Source organism: Rhizobium sp. SSA_523, assembly GCF_030435705.1.
Classification (GTDB): Bacteria; Pseudomonadota; Alphaproteobacteria; order Rhizobiales; family Rhizobiaceae; genus Neorhizobium.
On the sequence record NZ_CP129381.1, the window covers coordinates 294,059 to 312,080 of the forward strand.

Annotated in this window: 17 protein-coding genes; 12 read left to right on the forward strand and 5 right to left on the reverse strand. The window is 62.6% G+C overall.

What is annotated here, in order from left to right:
- Nucleotide 1 precedes the first annotated feature (1 nt).
- Nucleotides 2-346, reverse strand: coding sequence for a TIGR04076 family protein (locus tag QTJ18_RS02735; RefSeq protein WP_252752159.1), 345 nt, complete (start codon nt 344-346; stop codon nt 2-4).
- A 10-nt stretch (nt 347-356) separates the two neighbouring features.
- Nucleotides 357-1,070, reverse strand: a complete 714-nt coding sequence (locus QTJ18_RS02740; RefSeq protein ID WP_252752158.1) for a GntR family transcriptional regulator — start codon at nt 1,068-1,070, stop codon at nt 357-359.
- Nucleotides 1,071-1,173: 103 nt separating this feature from the next.
- Between QTJ18_RS02740 and QTJ18_RS02745 the strand changes: the two genes are divergently transcribed.
- The 5 genes from QTJ18_RS02745 to QTJ18_RS02765 are packed head-to-tail and all read left to right on the forward strand — an operon-like array spanning nt 1,174 to nt 6,172.
- Nucleotides 1,174-1,980 (forward strand): ABC transporter ATP-binding protein, encoded by an 807-nt coding sequence (locus tag QTJ18_RS02745; RefSeq protein WP_489667188.1) that lies wholly within the window; start codon nt 1,174-1,176, stop codon nt 1,978-1,980.
- On the forward strand, nt 1,977-2,723 hold the full coding sequence (locus tag QTJ18_RS02750) for an ABC transporter ATP-binding protein (RefSeq protein ID WP_252752156.1): 747 nt from the start codon (nt 1,977-1,979) through the stop codon (nt 2,721-2,723). The genes QTJ18_RS02745 and QTJ18_RS02750 overlap by 4 nt, the downstream gene beginning before the upstream one ends.
- Nucleotides 2,720-3,631: a branched-chain amino acid ABC transporter permease gene (locus QTJ18_RS02755; RefSeq protein WP_252752155.1), complete on the forward strand. Its 912-nt coding sequence runs from the start codon at nt 2,720-2,722 to the stop codon at nt 3,629-3,631. Before QTJ18_RS02750 ends, QTJ18_RS02755 begins: the two co-directional genes overlap by 4 nt.
- Nucleotides 3,628-4,701 (forward strand): branched-chain amino acid ABC transporter permease, encoded by a 1,074-nt coding sequence (locus QTJ18_RS02760; protein ID WP_252752154.1) that lies wholly within the window; start codon nt 3,628-3,630, stop codon nt 4,699-4,701. The genes QTJ18_RS02755 and QTJ18_RS02760 overlap by 4 nt, the downstream gene beginning before the upstream one ends.
- Before the next feature lie 10 nt (nt 4,702-4,711).
- Nucleotides 4,712-6,172 carry an aldo/keto reductase gene (locus QTJ18_RS02765; protein ID WP_252752422.1) on the forward strand — a complete coding sequence of 487 codons (1,461 nt, stop codon included), beginning with the start codon at nt 4,712-4,714 and terminating at the stop codon, nt 6,170-6,172.
- On the opposite strand, the gene QTJ18_RS02770 is transcribed toward QTJ18_RS02765, so the two are convergent.
- The 3 genes from QTJ18_RS02770 to QTJ18_RS02780 form a co-directional block, all read right to left on the reverse strand.
- Nucleotides 6,173-7,789, reverse strand: coding sequence for a fucose isomerase (locus tag QTJ18_RS02770; RefSeq protein WP_252752153.1), 1,617 nt, complete (start codon nt 7,787-7,789; stop codon nt 6,173-6,175).
- Between the two features lie 36 nt (nt 7,790-7,825).
- Nucleotides 7,826-9,457 carry an FGGY-family carbohydrate kinase gene (locus tag QTJ18_RS02775; protein WP_252752152.1) on the reverse strand — a complete coding sequence of 544 codons (1,632 nt, stop codon included), beginning with the start codon at nt 9,455-9,457 and terminating at the stop codon, nt 7,826-7,828.
- A 151-nt stretch (nt 9,458-9,608) separates the two neighbouring features.
- A complete protein-coding gene (locus tag QTJ18_RS02780; RefSeq protein WP_252752151.1) occupies nt 9,609-10,343 on the reverse strand; it encodes a hypothetical protein in 735 nt (244 codons plus the stop codon).
- 212 nt (nt 10,344-10,555) lie between these two features.
- Between QTJ18_RS02780 and QTJ18_RS02785 the strand changes: the two genes are divergently transcribed.
- The 7 genes from QTJ18_RS02785 (at nt 10,556) to QTJ18_RS02815 (ending at nt 17,992) form a co-directional block, all read left to right on the forward strand.
- A complete protein-coding gene (locus QTJ18_RS02785; RefSeq protein WP_252752150.1) occupies nt 10,556-11,455 on the forward strand; it encodes a dihydrodipicolinate synthase family protein in 900 nt (299 codons plus the stop codon).
- A gap of 32 nt (nt 11,456-11,487) precedes the next feature.
- Nucleotides 11,488-12,171, forward strand: a complete 684-nt coding sequence (locus QTJ18_RS02790) for a GntR family transcriptional regulator (RefSeq protein WP_252752149.1) — start codon at nt 11,488-11,490, stop codon at nt 12,169-12,171.
- 372 nt (nt 12,172-12,543) lie between these two features.
- Nucleotides 12,544-13,638, forward strand: a complete 1,095-nt coding sequence (locus QTJ18_RS02795) for an ABC transporter ATP-binding protein (protein WP_252752148.1) — start codon at nt 12,544-12,546, stop codon at nt 13,636-13,638.
- 36 nt (nt 13,639-13,674) lie between these two features.
- Nucleotides 13,675-14,976, forward strand: a complete 1,302-nt coding sequence (locus QTJ18_RS02800; RefSeq protein ID WP_252752147.1) for an extracellular solute-binding protein — start codon at nt 13,675-13,677, stop codon at nt 14,974-14,976.
- An 8-nt stretch (nt 14,977-14,984) separates the two neighbouring features.
- Complete coding sequence (locus QTJ18_RS02805; RefSeq protein ID WP_252752146.1) at nt 14,985-15,887, forward strand: carbohydrate ABC transporter permease; 903 nt, start codon at nt 14,985-14,987, stop codon at nt 15,885-15,887.
- Complete coding sequence (locus tag QTJ18_RS02810) at nt 15,884-16,822, forward strand: carbohydrate ABC transporter permease (RefSeq protein ID WP_252752145.1); 939 nt, start codon at nt 15,884-15,886, stop codon at nt 16,820-16,822. The genes QTJ18_RS02805 and QTJ18_RS02810 overlap by 4 nt, the downstream gene beginning before the upstream one ends.
- Nucleotides 16,823-16,879: 57 nt before the next feature.
- Nucleotides 16,880-17,992: an exo-alpha-sialidase gene (locus QTJ18_RS02815; RefSeq protein ID WP_252752144.1), complete on the forward strand. Its 1,113-nt coding sequence runs from the start codon at nt 16,880-16,882 to the stop codon at nt 17,990-17,992.
- The last annotated feature ends 30 nt before the right edge of the window (nt 17,993-18,022 follow it).

Below are 18,022 nucleotides of genomic sequence, written 5' to 3' on the forward strand. Positions count from 1 at the left end.
GTCAATCTTCTTTCAGGGGAACGGCGGTTGTTTCGGCATGGCTGAAGCGACGAATGCCCGTTCGCGTGATGCGCAGGCGCGTTCCGCAATTGGGGTCGGGGCAGGCGATGTCGGCGTCGGTGGCCATCCAGTCATGCGGATGGAGCGGGCGCTGCTTGGCGGCCAGGAGCGGCAGTACCGATGCCAGCGAATAGATGGAAATGCCCTGGCCCGGCGGCAGATGCAGCATTTCCCCCTTGAGTTCGAAATGGTCGCCCGGCTTGGCGCCGCAATAGACCGGGCCGCTTTCCGGCATGACCACATCCACCCGCAGGTCGAAAAGTTCGAACATATCGTCCTTCGTCATCGCGATCTCCTCACGCTGCCTGTTCATCGGCGTCGAGCCGGGCGCGGACAAGGTCGAAGGAGCGACCGATGTCATCCGCCAGCGCCTGCATCGCCGCCTCGCCGTTGCCTGTCTCGAGCGCGGCGATCATCGCCCAATGATGGTCGGTTGCTGCAAGCCCGCCCGCTTCATTGTGGATCTGTGCCGCGGCCCTGACGACCGGACCGGATTGCAGCCACAGGCTCTCGACGATGGGAATGAGGACATAGGATCCGGCCGCGCCATAGATCTGGAAATGGAAGCGCTGGTTGAGGAGCGACGTTACAGGGCCGATATCCTGGCCGTGCTCGTCGAAGGCGCGATCGCATTCACGGTTGATCTGCCTTAAGGTTTCCAGGGCCTCGGGATTGAGGTTGGGCATGGCCATCTGCACCAGCCGGCCTTCGATCAGCACGCGGGCCCGCTCCAGATCATCCAGCCTCTGGCGGGTAATGAGCGGCACACGGACCGTCCGGTTCGGCATGGCTTCCAGAGCCTGTTCGGAAACCAGGCGGCCCAGCGCTTCGCGAACCGGCATGGTGCTGGTCTGCAGGCGCTCCGCCAGTTCCACGATCCGCAGAAGATCGCCCGCCGCAAAGCCGCCGCTGATGAGCGACTGGCGCAACTGCGCATAGACGCGATCCTGCACCGTCTCCCGCGCAACGGGGGTAAGACCTTCAACGCTGCCCGGCACTGTATCGCTCATTGGCACCTCGCATCTTGTCGGATGGTTCTGCCGAAATTTTAGGGTTGCTTTTCTTTTAGGCTTCAAGTTTGATCAAACATCATTCATCAAATCAAGTCCGAAAATGGCGATGACCGCAAGCGAAAACATCTCACAGAATGCCGAGACGTCGCCGGTCATCGATGCGCGACGGCTGACCAAGCGTTTCGACGGCCTGACTGTCGTCTCCGACATGTCGCTGACGGTGGCCAAAGGCGAGATGGTGGGACTGATCGGCCCCAATGGCGCCGGCAAGACGACCATGTTCAATCTCATCGCCGGGAGCCTGAAGCCGACATCGGGGCAATTGTGGGTGAACGGGCGGGATGTTTCGCGACAGCCGCCCGAGGGACGCATTGCGCAGGGGCTTGCCAGAACCTTCCAGATCCCCAAGCCCTTCTCCGACATGACCGTTCTCGAAAACCTGCTTGTCGGTGGACAGCAGCAGGAGGGGGAGGGCATGCTGGCGAATTTCTGGCGCCTGCCGGCCGTTCGTGCAAGGGAGGCACGGCTGATCGAGAAGGCGCGCGCGCTCCTCGATTTCGTCACCCTGTCCCATCTCGAGCATCAGCCGGCGCGCGTGCTCTCCGGCGGCCAGCGCAAGCTTCTGGAACTTGCGCGCGTGTTGATGGCCGATCCCGATGTCATCCTGCTCGACGAACCGGCGGCCGGGGTGAACCCTGCTTTGCTCGAGCTCATCATCGAGCGGGTGATCCTGCTGAACCGCCAGGGCACCTCGATCCTCCTGATCGAGCACAACATGGAAATGGTATCGCGGCTGTGTTCGCGGGTGGTCGCCATGGCGCTTGGCCAATGGCTGGCAGAAGGCTCTCCGGCCGATGTCGCAAGCAATCCGAGAGTCATCGAAGCCTATCTGGGAGGCGGCATGTGAGCGAGATCGTTCTCTCGACAAAGGATCTCGTCGCGGGCTATGAGCCGGACCTGCCGATCGTGCGCGGCATCGATTTCGCGGTCAGGAGCGGCGAGCTGGTTGTCCTTCTTGGGCCCAACGGTGCCGGCAAATCCACCTTCGTGAAAGCGATCGCCGGGCTTGTCCCCATTCATGCGGGACAGATGGAGTTGAACGGTCGCGACATCACCCGCGTTGCGCCGCACCGGAAAGTGGCCGAAGGCCTGGCCTTCGTGCCGCAGACGGATAATGTCTTCGCGACCATGTCCATTCTGGAGAACCTGCAGATCGCGGTGGCGCATCTGCCGAAGGCTCGGCGAAAGGCCGCGATCGACAGTCTTTTCGCGCGCTTTCCGGACCTGGCGGCAAAGCCGTCGCGCCTGGCGGGCGCATTGTCGGGCGGGCAGCGGCAGATGCTGGCGGTGGCGCGCGCGCTGGCGCTCGACCCGCCGGTGATCATCCTCGATGAGCCGTCCGCCGGCCTCTCGCCCAAGATCGTGGGTGAGGTCTTCGCCATGCTAAAGAGCATCAACCGGGAGGGGGTCACCGTCATCCTGGTGGAGCAGAACGTCAAAGCCGCGCTTGCGATCGCCAGCCGCGCCATCATTCTTGCCGAAGGACGCTTCCGCCACGAGGGGCGGCCGGAGGACCTGATCAACGATCCGCTGGTGGGCCGCATCTATCTGGGCGCGGCACCACATGCCGACACTGGGGGCGCGGCATGAACCCGCAATTTCTGATGGATGGCGTGATTGCGGGAGCCATTATCGGGCTCGGTGCGATCGGCGTCACCTTGACCTATTCGATCCTGCGCTTCTCGAATTTCGCCCATGGCGAATTTCTCTCCTGGGGCGCCTATCTCGCGCTTGCCGTCAGCAGTGCGCTCGGCTTTCTCTCCGCCGGTCTGACAAAGCCGATCGGGCCGTTTTCCTTCGGCTGGTCGCTGCCGTTTGCCGTGCTGGTCGCCATGGCGCTGACGGCCCTGCTTGCTCTGGTGGTGGATGCGCTGCTGTTTTCCAGCTTCCGGCGCCGCGGCAGTCCGATCATCATCATGGTCATGGCCAGCTTCGGCGCATCGCTTGCCTTGCGCAGCCTGCTGGAATTCCTGTTCACCTCGCGCCCGGCCTATTTCTCCAAGGCCTTGCAGATTGCGATGAAGCTCGGCGGCGGTCTGCGAGCGACGCCCGACCAGTTGCTGATGCTTGTCCTGTCGGCGTTTGCCGTCATCGCCGTGCACCTCGTTCTCACACGCACCGATACCGGTCGCGCCATGCGCGCCGTCAGCGAAAACCCGGCGCTGGCAAGCATTGCCGGCATCGATGTGCGGCGGGTCATCCGCACCGCCTGGTGCCTCGGCGCCGCGCTGGCCTGCATAGCAGGGATCATGAGCGGTCTGCTGATCCAGATCCGCCCCTATCTCGGTCATGACCTTCTCCTGCCGCTGTTTGCCGCGGCCATTCTTGGCGGGATCGGCAGCGTGCCGGGCGCCATGGTCGCAGGCCTCTTGATCGGCGTTTGCGAAGCGCTGGCCGTGCAGATGGTGGGGGCGGAATGGCGCGCCGCCGTCTCCTTCGTCATTCTCATCGCGGTGCTGCTGATCCGGCCGCGCGGCCTGTTCGGGAGGGCGGCATGAGCCTTGATATCCTCGCCTATGGTGCTTTCTTTCTCTCCATGGCCCTGACCTATGCCATCATCTGCCTCGGGCTGAACGTCCAATGGGGCATGACCGGCCTTTTCAATGTCGGTATCGCCGCCTTTGTCGCGATCGGCGCCTATACCTCGGCCATTCTGACGACGCCCGACAGCGCCGATCGGTTCGGCGGGTTTGAAATGCCTGTCGCTATCGGCTGGCTCGCCGCCGCCTGCGCCTCGGGCGCGGCCTCCTGGGCCGTGGGAGCCCTGACCATTCGCCTGCGCGCCGATTATCTGGCGATTGCCACGTTCGGCGTGGCCGTGACGGTTCAGCTATGCATGCTCAATCTGCAGCCTTTGACCGGCGGCGCCTTCGGTATCGGCTTCATTCCGCGGCCTTTCGCGGACTATCAGGACAATGCCCTTCTGTTCAGCCTCGCCAATCTCGGCGTCATGGCGCTGGTGGTGCTGCTCCTTTATCTTGGCCTGGAGCACCTGGCGAAAAGCCCATGGGGCCGGGTGCTCAGGGCCATTCGCGAGGATGAGATGGCGGCACAGGCGCTTGGCAAGCGTCCGGTGCGCTTTCGGCTGCAGGCCTTCGCCCTGGGCGGCGCGATCATGGGACTGGCCGGCGCGGCCCAGGCGCATTTCATCGGTTTCATCGCGCCGGACAATTACATGCCCGTCCTGACGTTCCAGGTCTGGGCCATGCTTATCGTCGGCGGATCCGGCAATAATCGCGGCGCGATCGCCGGCGCGGTGATCGTCTGGGGACTCTGGGCGCTGAGCGCAGCCGCCGTCTCTGCTTTCGTTCCACCGGAGCAGCAGGCGCGTGCCGCCGCCCTGCAGATCGTTGCCATCGGCACCGGTCTCTGCCTGATGCTGCTGTGGCGGCCGCGCGGCCTGTTCGGCGAGATCAGCCCGCTGACGCGCCTGAGGGCCGCACGCTCCAGGCAGCCGATGCCATCCGCCATCGAGGCGGCCGCCGCCCCTGCCGACGGCTTTGCCTCTTCAAGCGTCAATTCCACTTCTACGGCCGCCAATTTCAGGGCCAACACTGCCAAGGACTGATACCATGCCAATGCGTCCAGACCGTACCCTGCTTGCCCCTGGCCTCGAGATCAGCCGCCTTGTCTGCGGCCTCTGGCAGGTGGCGGATATGGAGAAAGACGGGACGACCATCGATCCCGAAACCGGCGCCGATGCGCTGCAAGCCTATGTTGAAGCCGGCTTCGACAGTTTCGATATGGCTGATCATTACGGGTCGGCAGAGATCATCACCGGTCATCTTCTGAAGCGTTACGGTGCAGGCGAAAAGAGGCCGCGCGCTTTCACGAAATGGTGCCCGGAGCCTCAGCCGATGACACGGGATGTGGTTCGCCGGGGTGTGGAAGAGCGGCTGCGGCGACTGGGCGTCGAGAAGATCGACCTGCTGCAGTTCCACTGGTGGACGTTTCAACATCCGGCCTGGCTCGACGCCTTGCACGAAATGCAGGCCATGAAGGACGAAGGGCTGATCGGGGCGCTTGGCCTCACCAATGTGGATGCCGCGCATCTGGCGCTGGCGCTGGCCGACGGGATCGAGATCGCCAGCAATCAGGTATCGTTCTCGCTCGTCGATCGCCGCGCGTCGCAGGACCTTTCGGCACTCTGCCAGCGCAGCGGCGTCAAGCTCCTGGCCTATGGCACGCTCTGCGGTGGCTTCCTCTCAGAACGCTGGCTTGGCCAGCCCGAGCCGCACGCGATCGCCGATTGGAGCCGGTCGAAATACAAGCGCTTCATCGATGTGGCGGGTGGCTGGACAGCCTATCAGGGCATTCTGCGGGCCGCTTCCAGCATTGCCCGCAAGCACGGCGTTTCACTGTCCAATGTTGCGAGCCGCTGGGTTCTGGAGCATGAGGCGGTTGCCGCAACCATCATCGGCGCAAGGCTGGGGGAGAGCGAGCATCGCGACGATAACCTCAACGTCTTCCGTTTTTCGCTGGACGACGAGGACAAGGCGCTGCTGGATGACGCTTTCGCCGGGACGCAGCCGATTCCGGGCGATTGCGGCGACGAATATCGCAAGCCACCGTTTCTGACGGCATCCGGCGATCTCAGCCATCACCTCGATGCAATCCCGTCGGTCTATGAAGCGGTTCCGGTCGAGGGCAGGCCGTCCCGCCGCCGGGTCTCTTCGGGCAGTATCTGGGAGCCGCTTGCCGGGTATAGCCGTGCCGTGCGCATCGGCAATCGCGTGCTCGTCTCGGGCACGACAGCAACTCACGGCACTGATCGCTGCGTGGCGCCCGGCGATGCGGGCGCCCAGGCGACCTATATTCTCGACAAGATCGCAGCCTCGCTTGCGCCGCTGGGGGCGAGCATGGACGATGTGGTGCGCACGCGGATCTATCTTCGCGATGCCGCGCAATGGGAACCGGTGTCGCGCGCTCATGGCCGCGTCTTTTCGACCATCCTGCCGGCCAATACGCTTATCCAGGCCGGCGGGCTGATCGGCGATTACGAGGTCGAGATCGAAGCCGAGGCGATGATCGACGGCTGATCAGCGCGTGAGCTCCTGCTGGCTGACGCCGCACAGGCACACGTCGATACCGAGTTCACTGGCGAGTGCGGCCTTGGCGAGCGCTGCCTGATCGGCCTCTTCCGCCGAGTGGGCATAGGCCACCTGGATGTGGTTCGCCTTGTGTCGCGCCATCATCTGGTCGCGGCTGACGCCGGTCAGCACGGCGTGCATGATCGGCCATTGCTCGTTGGTGGAGGACCAGCGGCGCTCCGTCTCCTCCGCCGGAAGCTTGATCGCCCTTGCGCGCCCGATATCCATCTTCAGGCGCTGATCGTCAACGAATATGCGGGACCAGACAATTTCCCCCGGCCGCGCCACGCCGCGCAGCGTCCCGCCGCCTGCCGGAAAGAACATGGGAGGCTGACGCAGGCTGTCGGATCCCGCCCATCCGCCGTCATGATGGGCAGGCGGCGCGGCACCGGAAATTTCAAAGACCCAGACGAAGTCGTCGGTGGAGCCACTGGCATCAAGATCGCCCCAGCGAAGGTCGTGCAGGGTATTTTCCACGGGCTGGCCAAGCGCGCGGTGGAGGCGATTGGTCATCAGGCCGTCGAGACCGGCGCATTCATCCACCTCGTTGAAATGGACGATGGCTTTGCCCTGGCGGATGATGGCTCCATCGCCAGCTCTCACATCCGGCCGGTCATCATCGTTGAGAATGCCCTCCACCAGGTCGGAGGCGGGCAGAAGGTCCTTCAATCCCTGCTGATACTGTATGCCGATGGCCTCGCAGCCGAAAGCCTCCGCCATGCGGACCGCAGCGATATACATGCGGCATTGATCGATCACCTGATCCTCGGTGAGTTCGGTCGTCGGATCCGTTCCGAGGTGGAAGGTCATTCCCTTTGCGCGCAGTTCCTCGAAAATCGCGCGACCCTCTTCCTTCGGTACCTGCATGGTCGCGTGGTAGAGGCTCGACTGCGATAGCCGCTCCTTGTAGATGCCGAGCGGCATCAGCAGCTCATCGGGGATGATCGCATTGTACATGCCCATGCAGCCTTCGTCGAAGATGCCGAGGATGACCTTGTTGCGGCGGAAATCGGCGGCGATGTCCCGGGCAAGGGTCTGCAACGTGCTCGGAAGGGCGGCCGGGTCGAGAGCGCTGACGTGATTGACATCATGGGTGACCGCACCCGTCTCCAGCCATTCCTGCAACCCGTTCAGGAAGAAGGCGTCGTCAAAGTTTTCGCTCCACAGCGAAGCATAGGAGACGCCCGCTTTGGTCAGGGAGCCGTTGAGGTTCAGCATGCCGACCAGTCCCGGCCATTGACCGGACCAATTGGCGAGGGTGAGGATCGGACCCCGATGGGAGACGAGGCCTGCCAGGACATGATGGGAATATTGCCAGACGGATTCCGCCACGATGACCGGCATGTCCGGATCGATCGCGGCAAAGGCGTCCATGCCCTCGCGCTGCGAGGCGAGGAAGCCGTGTCTTTCCGCCGGCTTGTAGGGATGTCCGCGGCGGACAGACCATCCGAGCCTGCGAAGGACCTCCGTCAGTTTCTGTTCCATTGCCTGCTGCGTCGGCCAGCATTGCTGATTGGCCGATAGACGCAGGTCGCCACTGGCAAAAAGTGCGATCTCTCTCGTCATGATCCTCATCCCTTATCTAGTTGATGTCCTGGCCCGTCAGTCGGCCATCAGCGCGGCATAGGCAGCAAAGTCCTGCTGCAGCCGTTGGAAGACCCGGTATTTGCGATCGTGGAAGGACGCCACCTTCCCGCCCCGCGGCGCGAGAACGCGGCCGCGGCCGCTCATCGCCTGCATGGCTGCGGGAAGATCGGGGAAATGACCGCTTGCAACGGCGCCCAGCATGGCGCTTCCCACCAGGACGGGTTCTCTCTGCTCGGGAACAATGATGGCGCACTGCGTCGCATCGGCATGTTCGCGCAGGAAGAGCGCGTTCTGGGCGAGCCCGCCGCTGACCACGAGTAGCTCCACGCGGACGCCCTTGCGGCGCATTTCCTCGATGATCTGACGCGTGCCATAGGCCAGTGCCTGCAGGGTGGCGAGGTAATCCAGCGCCAGGTCATCAAGGCCGCGATCGAGCGAAAGCCCGACAATCGCCCCTTTCCGCGTCGGATCAGCCAAAGGCGAGCGGTTGCCATGAAAATCGGGCTGGACATGGCGATCAAAGGTGAGACCGGCCGTGTCGCCATCTTCCGCCGTTGCAAGCACTGCCAGCCTTTCGGCGAGGAGCTCGTACAGGCTGATGCCGTTCGAGGCCGCCAAAGCTTTGGCCTCTGCGGCCGCGGCGTGGCCTTCTATGATGCGATCGATCAGGGCGCCGGCTGCCGACTGTCCCGCCTCATTCGCCCACATTTCCGGCAGGAGGACCGAGAAATAGGGTCCCCAGACGCCTGGCACGAAGGGAGGCGTCGGGCTGACGGTGATGTGGCAGGAGGAGGTGCCGGCGATCAGGGCCAGGCGCGTGTCGAGGCCGCCATGCGCCATTTCGACGCCAAGCGTGCCGAGCGCACCGGCATAGGCATCGATCAGGCTCGCCGAGACGGCAATGCCCTCGGCAAGGCCAAGATCCGCAGCGGCCTTGCGGGAAAGGGATCCGGCCCGCGCGCCGGGTGCCGCAAATGAGCTGCCGATGGCGGCGAACCCGCTTCGGCTCAGGCTTTCGAGGCCGATGCGGGCGAGGAAGTCACTGTCCCAGCCTTCTCCGGACAGCCCCTTTTGTCCCAGATAGGTCCATTTGCAGACGGTGCTGCAGAGTGACCGGGTCTGTGTTCCGGTGGCCCGATGAACAAGCCAGTCCGGCAAGTCGAAAAAGGCTGCCGCCCGCTCGAAGCTCTGCGGCATGTTGCGTTTCAGCCAGCGCAGTTTCGGCAATTCCATTTCCGGTGAGATGACGCCGCCGACATAGGTGAGAACCTCTCCGCCGATCGCGTTGATCGTCTGCGCATCCTCGATGGCGCGGTGATCCATCCAGACGATGATGTTCCAATCATCGTCGCCGGACGGACTGACAGTCACCGGTTCACCCTCTCCATCCACCACGACGAGCGAGCAGGTGGCGTCGAAGCCGAGGCCGGTGATCTGGGTGCCGTCGATGCCAGCGGACCGGCAGGCGGCTCGCACGCAATGGCAGACGCTCTCCCAAATGTCCCGCGACGATTGTTCGGCATAATCCTCGCGCGGCCTTTGCATGGCGATCGGCCGGGATTCGGCGGCAAGAAGCCGGCCGGACGCATCGAAGATGCCGGCGCGGGCGCTGCCTGTGCCGACATCGATGCCGATGAAATAGGTCATTCCTGATCCTCCCGCGCGTCTTTCCGACGCTGTTGTGGCGGCACGGCAGCGCCGCCTTTCTTGTCAGAGCGAAAGCCGAAGCCCGAGGAGCCAGAGCCGGGGCAGGGGGCGGAGCCTATGCCGTTCCGGCTCCGGCCTTCCATGATCTCCTTCAGCCGTGCAGGTCGAGCTGGAACGTCTGTCCGGCGAGCGAGATGGCAACCTGACCAGGATGGTCGATGGTCAGCAGGCCGCACAGAGTGCCGGTGGTGATGACCTGGCCGGCCTCAAGTTTGACCAGCGGCGTCAGCGGTGCCTGATGGCAGAGCGTCAGCAGCGCCTTCAGCGGGTCGCTATCGGCATGACGAGCCTGGTCGTCGTACAGCGTTCGGCCATCCAGCGCCACGGTCAGGCGACCGGGAGAGACGCCGTCGGCGATCAGGCCGCGATCCAGTTCCGGGCCGAGAAGGTAGCCGATATTGCTCATCAGATCGGCCACGGCCAAACCGGGATCGCCACGCGACCCACCCTTGTAACGGCTGCGCAAGAGCTCCACCCCGAGGCGGACGGAGGAGATCGCATCCACGATGTCGCCTCGCTCGATGGCGGGATCCTGCAGCCGCAGATCCTTTCCGAGAACCAGTGCCAGCTCAACCTCGATGGCAAGACCTGATTGGTGAGGATACTGACCGCCTTCCTTCACGAACAAGAGCGGCGCGCTGTGCGCAACGGCGCCTTTGGACGCGAGTTTCGAGCCGAGCAGCGGCTGGTCGAACTGGCGAAACAGCGCAGTCTGGATCGAGAAAGCGTCGGCGAGCGGCAATCCCAGATGCGGTTCGGGATCGATCACAGTTCCGTCCCGAAGGGCGGCGCTGATGGCGTTTAGCAAGTCATCGGTCGTGGGCATGCGTGTAATCCTGAGTTTATGCAAGGGAAGGATGCGGCATCCCACCTCCGGCCGCCTTTGGCAAGGCGGCTCCGCAATGCAGCCGTCTGCGCGCAGTCGCGGCGGGACCTTCCCTTGCCAGCCACCATGCCGCAACTGCCGGTCGATGTAAACAGACATTTGACGACTGATCAACAAACTGATTATATCAGTCTTCTAACGAGGAACATTCCATGTCTGATTCAGCACTCGCAGGCGTTGTTGCCGCATCCATCACCCCCGTCACCGCAGACTTCAAGATCGATATTCAGCGGTTGAGAACACATGGGGAGCACTTGCTGGATTGCGGATGCAGCTTCATCTCGACATTCGGAACGACGGGAGAGGGCGCGTCCTTTTCCACCGCCGAAAAAATTGCGGCGCTGACCGAACTGAAGGCTCAGGGCATGGAGATGGGCCGGCAATTGCCCGCCGTGATGACGCCCAGTCTTGATGATGCGGTAGAATCGCTGCTCGCCTATGGCCGGCTTGGCTGTCGCGCTGCTCTTGTGCTGCCGCCATTTTACTACGGCGCGAGCGAGGCAGGCATTGCCGCCTTCTTCGATGCCCTGATCGCGCGGACCGAGACGCAGACGCGCATCGATCTGGTTCTCTACAATATTCCCCAGCTCAGCCGCCACCGCTTCACCCAGCCCCTGATCGCCCGCCTGATCGAGCGCCACGGCACACGCATCGCGGGCATCAAGGATTCCACCGGCGATCTCGACAATGGGTTGATGCTGGTGAAATCCTTTCCGCAATTGCGGGTCTTCACCGGCGATGATCGCGTGCTTCCCGTGCTCGTGCGCAATGGCGGGGCCGGTATGATCGGCGGCATGCCGAATGTCTTTGCCTCCGAGTTGAAGGCACTCTTCGACAATCCGAATGATGCAGCCATATTGAACAAGCAGGCGCGCCGCATTGAAGCTGTCGATACGCACGGATCGCTCGTTGCATTGAAGGCGGCTCTCGCCCATTACCGCAACGACGAAAATCTGGCGACGGCCATGCCTCCGCTGCTTGCTCTCAGCCGCGAGGAACGTGCTATGCTGGTTGAACTGATCGAGCAGACGGGCTATCGCGCCGCTGCTTGATCAGCCGGCTCGTGTCCGGCGAGAGGAGAGAGATGAGCGCCCAAGATCCGTCGTCCGGCACCGGACACACCGAACTGCGTTCGGTAAAGCAGATGGCCTATGATCGCTTTCGGGAGGCCCTTTTCGATGGTCGTCTGAGGCCGGGGCAATTCGTCTCCCAGCGGGAGCTGGTGGCTCTGCTCGGCCTGTCGATCGGCGCATTGCGCGAACTTCTGCCGCGACTGCAGTATGAAGGCCTGCTGGTCGTGATGCCGCAGCGGGGTATCCAGATCACGCAGATCGATCTCTCGATGATCCGCCAGGCTTTCCAGGTCCGCATGGCTTTGGAGCGCGAGGCGGTTCTGACGGCGGTCCGGCGCATGCCGGATGCCGTGCTCGACGAGCAGAAGCAATTGCATCAGTCCATTCTGGACGAGGTGAAGTCTGCGCCGTCGCCCGATGTCTTCGAGCGCGGCCAGCGGGTCGATGACGGGTTCCACAGCCTGCTCATCGAGGCCACCCAGAACGACCTGCTGATCCAGGCCTATGCGGTCAACGCTATCCGCATGCGGCTGATCAAGCTCGACAGAATCACGCTTTCGGAGCGGGTTCTGCCGTCTGCTTTCGAAGATCATCTGCTGATCATCGACGCTATCAAGAGCCGCGATCCCATTGCTGCCAGCCAGGCCATCGAGCGACACATCATGAATGCTCGGGAGCGCGCTATCGAGCTCTGACGCCCTGCCGCGCAGATGCATCGAACGGTTCTACCCGGTGCTATAGGTCGCCGCAGGCGCCGGTGCCTGCCGGTTGCGCCCAACGACCGCCGCAGGCCGTGGGAAAGGCGGCCACCCCTTCGGGAGCCTTGCGCGTTGTTGCAGAAAAAGCCCGCGGCCAGCGCGTGTTCGGGCTGGTCCGGCGGCTTTCCTGCCGTGGTCTCCCATCGCCCCCTTCCCCGATCCGACGATACGGGCAGGCTGAACATACAACTGATCATATAAGTTTGCATAGAAGTTATCAGATGACATATTTACAAGCTTTTGGTTTTCATGCATGGTGCCTGTGTCAGCCAAAGCTGGCAACGAATAGAAATTGAGGGAGGAGCAGCTTTGGCGCGTCTGGAGTTGTCCAACGTTTCGAAAAGCTATGGGGCGTTCGACGCCGTCAAGAATGTCTCGCTGGCGATCGAGGACGGCGAATTCGCTGTCTTCGTGGGTCCTTCGGGTTGCGGCAAGTCGACCTTGCTGCGGCTGATTGCGGGTCTCGATCCGATCAGCGACGGGGCCATCATGATCGGTGCTGACGACGTTACGCGGCGCCCGGCTGGAACGCGCAGCGTCGCGATGGTCTTCCAGTCCTACGCTTTGTATCCGCATATGACAGTTTACGAGAATATTGCCTTCCCGCTTCAGATGGAGGGGCGGTCGAAAGGCGACGTCAAGCAGGAGGTCGAGAAGGCTGCGGCAACGGTCCGGCTCTCGACAAGACTGAAGGACAAGCCGTCCAAGCTCTCGGGCGGCCAGAGGCAGCGCGTGGCGATTGCCCGGGCCATCGTCCGCAAGCCTGAAATTTTCCTGATGGATGAGCCCCTATCCAATCTCGACGCCGCGCTGCGGATCGAGATGCGCACCGAACTGACGCAGTTGCACAAGGATCTCGGCGCGACCATGGTCTATGTGACACATGATCAGCTCGAAGCCATGACCATGGCCGACCGCATCGTCGTCCTCAATGGCGGCCGCGTGGAGCAGGTGGGGCGTCCGATGGATCTCTATCACAATCCGGTCAACCGTTTCGTCGCCGGCTTTATCGGCAGCCCGCCGATGAACATGCTGCGCGGCAGGTTGAGCGCCGTCGAAGCCGAATATCATGCATTTGACGTTCCCGGCATCGGTCGCGTCGTTCTTGCCGGTCTTGCCGGCCAGCTGAAGCCGGGCGACGAGGTCACGCTCGGGATCCGGCCGGAATATCTCGCGCCGCAGCCGCATGGCGGCGAACCGCTGCTGAAGATCGCCATCGTGCCGCGCTCGGTGGAGCGGCTGGGCGCGCAGACCATTCTGCATTCCGCCGTGGAGGGGCAGAATTTCACCTGTGTCTTCTCGGGCGATCAGCGCCTCGAGCCTGGCCTCGGCATCAATGTCTATTGTGACCCGGCCAATATTCACGTCTTCGATGCGGCAGGACTGACGGTCGCTCGGCGGTAGATCAGAAGAAATGGTAACCTTTGGGAGGAAATTGCCATGAAAGATGATATCCGGAATGTTCTAAAACCCACGCGACGGGGCTTCCTGTCGGGAACGGCAGCTGGGATTGCCACGCTTCCACTGTTGATGTCGGCGTCCGGCCGTGCCCTGGCAGCGAGTGAGGAACTCGTCTTCTGGTCGCAGCTGGCCGGCAGCAAGAAAGCGGCAGGCGAGGCGCTCGAGGCGTCCTTCAAGGCCAAGCATCCCGAAGTGGCGCTGCAGTCGAGCCTTTACGCGGAGCCTGCGCAGCTGAACGAGAAAATGCTGACGGCGATCAACGGCAATACGGGGCCGGATCTCATCGTCCAGCATTGGGATTACAACCTGACCTACGCCTCCGGAAAGAAGCTGGTGGAGCTTGGCAAGGCGCTGCCCGAGGTGAAGATGGATGGGCTGGATGCCTCGCTTCTGGCCTATGGCAAATATGATGGCGGGCAGATTTCGATGCCGCTCTACGGCACGTCTCGCGGCCTTGGCATCAATCGCAAGCTGATCAGCGAAGCGGGCCTCAATCCCGATCAGGGGCCGCAGAACTGGGCCGAACTCCGCGAATGGGCAAAGGCCGCCACCAAGCGACCGGGCGGCGACATGCTTCAGGTGGCAGGCCTGCAGCTCTACCAGAATGATCTGGAAGCCTTCGAGCTCTTCACCCTCTTCCTGCAGGGCGCAGGCGGCACCTTGCTGACGGCGGATCTGTCTGCCCCGTCCTTTGCCGGTCCGGAGGGCATCAAGGCGCTGCAGTTCATTCAGGATCTCATCGTCGTCGACAAGATCACCGATGTCGGCTTCGGCGTTGGATCCGGCGGCATGTCCAACCCCTTTAACCAGGGGCGCGCTGCCATGCTGATCGCCGGCAACTACTCCACCAACAATGCGCTGAAGGGCGGCGTCGATTTCGATGTCCTGCCGATCCCGAAGGAGAATGGCGGCTTCACCTCCATCGTCGATCCGTTCTGCTTCGCCATCCGCGCCGGCTCCCCGAACGAGAAGGCGGCCGCCAAATTTGTCGCCTTCGCGGTCGAGCCGGAGCAGCAGATCGCCTTCGCGCTGGCTTCCAAGAACGTACCGGTCCTGAAATCGGCGCAGCAGGATCAGGCCGTTCAGGCTGACAAATATCTCGCGAAGTTCATCAAGACCGCCAGCTACGCGCCGCAGACGGCGCCCGCGACGCCGGTCTTCCCGCGCATGATGACGCTGGTTGCACGCGGCGTGCAGGAAGTGATCTTCCAGAGGAGCACGCCGGAGCAGGCGCTGAAAAGCGCGGCCGCGGAAGTCCAGACCTTGCTGAAGAGGGGCTGAGGCAAGCAATGGCGTTCCAGAACCTGACATCCCGGCCGTCGCAAACGGTCAGCTTCCATCAAAACTGGAGCGCCTACGCCTTTCTTGCACCGGCGCTTGTCATCCTGTTTCTGTCGCTGATGCTGCCGGCAGCGGCCACGCTGGTGATGAGTTTCACCGATGTCTCCTTCCTCAGGCCGACGAATTTCGTCGGCCTCGAGAATTACATCAAGCTGTTTTCCGATACCGGCTTCCGTCAGGCCGTCGGCAATACCGCTTACTATACGGTCGGCGTGACCTTCCCGACCATGGCGCTCGGCCTGCTTGCCGCAGTCGCCTTGAACCGGAAGGTGCCCGGCCGCATTGCCTTCCGCACCATATTCTATCTGCCGGTTCTGACATCACTGATCGCTGCTGCGGTTGTCTGGGCCTATGTCTACGATCCCTATGCCGGTCCCCTGAACAATATTCTGACCCAGATCGGCATCAGCCCGCGGCCCTGGCTGCAGGATCCGAACCTTGCCCTGAATGCCCTGATCGTCATGGCGATCTGGCGCGATTTCGGCACGGCGATGATCATCTATCTGGCCGGCCTGCAGGATATTCCCAACGATATCTATGAAGCGGCCCGCCTGGATGGCGCCAAGGGGCGGCATATCTTCTTCCGCATCACCGTGCCTATGCTGAGTTCGGTGACATTCTACCTGTTGATCATCCTGATCGTGCAGACCTTCCAGGTCTTCGGCGCCATCTATGTGATGACGCAGGGCGGACCGCTCGGCTCCACCGAAACAGTGGTCTACCAGATGTATCGGACCGCCTTCAGCTACACCGAGTTCGGCTATGCCGCCGCCATGTCGACGGTTCTGTTCTTCACCATTCTCCTGTTTTCCATCATCGGAACGAGAATCATGCGGAGGAAAGACGCGTGACCGATCTTGCTGAACCGGCTTCGTTCGAAGCGCAACTGAACCACGGCGCCAAGCCGCGAAGGACCGGCTTTGCCAGCTTCGACCTGATGAATGTCATCGGCTATGCTCTTCTGATCTTCGCTGCCGTCGCAACCATCATGCCCTTCCTCTGGATGGTCTCGACCTCGTTCAAGACCGACCAGGAGATCTTCCGGTTTCCGCTGAGCTTCATGCCCGACGGGCTGGAATGGAAGAACTATCTCGATGCCATACGCTCGCCGGAAGCCGGGCGGCAACTCGTCAACAGCCTGATCTATGCGCTGGGCTCCACCTTTTCGAACCTCGTCTTCTGCTCGCTGGCAGGCTATGCGCTGGCCCGCATGCAGTTTTCCGGCAAGAACCTGATCTTCGCGCTGGTTGTCGGGCTTCTGATGGTGCCCGCCCAGAGCCAGATCGTCCCGGTCTATCTGATCGTCCAGAAAATCCCCTTTGCCGGCGGCAATGACTGGCTGGGCAACGGCGGCACTGGTCTGCTCAACACCTATTGGGGCATGATCCTTCCGACGGCGGCAACGCCCTTCGGCATCTTCATGATGCGCCAGTTCTTCACCCGCATCCCAATGGAATATGAGGAATCGGCAAAGCTCGACGGAGCGCCGCCCTTCACCATTTTCCGCCGGATCCTGCTGCCGCTGGCGCGGCCTTCTCTGGCCGTCCTTGGTGTCCTGAGCTTCCAGAGCGCCTGGAACGACTTCGTCTGGCCGCTGATCCTCAACTCGCATCGGGAAATGGCGACGCTTCAGATCGGCCTGCAACTCCTGCAGAGCGGGCCGGACGCGCGCTGGAATGTGGTGATGGCGATGGCCACGCTGATAACCATGCCCATCATCATCGTCTATCTGTTCGCCCAGCGGCATGTCGTCGATGGCGCCGTGTCCAGCGGCGTGAAGGGCTGATCCGACTAAATCTATCATCAATGCAAGCAGGCCGCTTCCGCGGCATGGAGGATGCACGTGACAAAGCCGACCAGTGTCAAGAATGTCGAAGTCTATCGCCGCCCCGCGGAGTTTGCCGCCTGGCCCGCCAATTATGGTCTGTGGATCTGGGGCGACGAGGCCGTGACCATTTTCGTCCAGGGTTTTCGCGGCGTGTCGGAAGATCTGCATGCCCGCGACAAGTCGCGGCCTTTCATTCCGGTCCAGGCGCGCAGCCGCGATGGTGGCGAGACCTGGCAGATCGAACGCTTCAACGGCTTCGTACCGGGAAGCCAGACCCTGTCCGGCGACGAGCATGTTCAGCCCGATCTGGAGGCCCTGCCGAGGATCGATGTGGAGCGGGACTTGCGGCCACTCGATCAACCGATCGATTTCACGGATCCGGAGACGATCGTCATGTGCGCCCGCACCGGTCTGTTGGGCGGCTCCATCAGCTGGTTCTATGTCAGCAACGACCGCGCACAGACCTGGCGCGGGCCGTATCGGCTGGGCGATTTCGGATTGCCGGGGCTTTCGGCGCGTACGGATATCGTGCCGCTCGGCAAACATGATGCGCTCTTCCTGCTGACCGCGGCAAAGCCGAATGGCCGGGAAGGCCATGTGTTCTGCGTCCGCACCCGCGATGGCGGCAGGAGCTTCGAATTCCAGAGCTTTTTGGGGGAGGAGCCGGAGGGCTTCTCCATCATGCCGGCCTCCATCCAGCTGAAGAACGGCAAGGTTCTGACGCTTGTTCGCTGCTCGACACCCGGCAAGGGTCCGGACCGCAAGGCCTGGATCGATGCCTATGAGACCAGCGATCAGGGCAAGACCTGGCATTACAGGAACCGTCCTGTGGAAAATACCGGCTATGCCGGCAATCCGCCGACCCTCAACCGGCTGTCGGACGGACGGCTGGTGCTGGTTTATGGCTACCGCGATGCGCCCTTCGGCATCCGCGCGCGGCTCAGCGCCGATGAAGGCGAGAGCTGGAGCGAGGACATCATCATCCGTGACGATGGCGGGATGTCCGATCTTGGCTATCCGCGCAGTGTCATTCGCCCCGATGGCAAGCTGCTGACGGTCTATTACTATAATGACGGCAGCGAGAGCGAACGCTATATCGCGGCATCGATCGTCACCTTGGACATGTAACCGATCGCGGGCCGAGGCGGTTCGCACGCT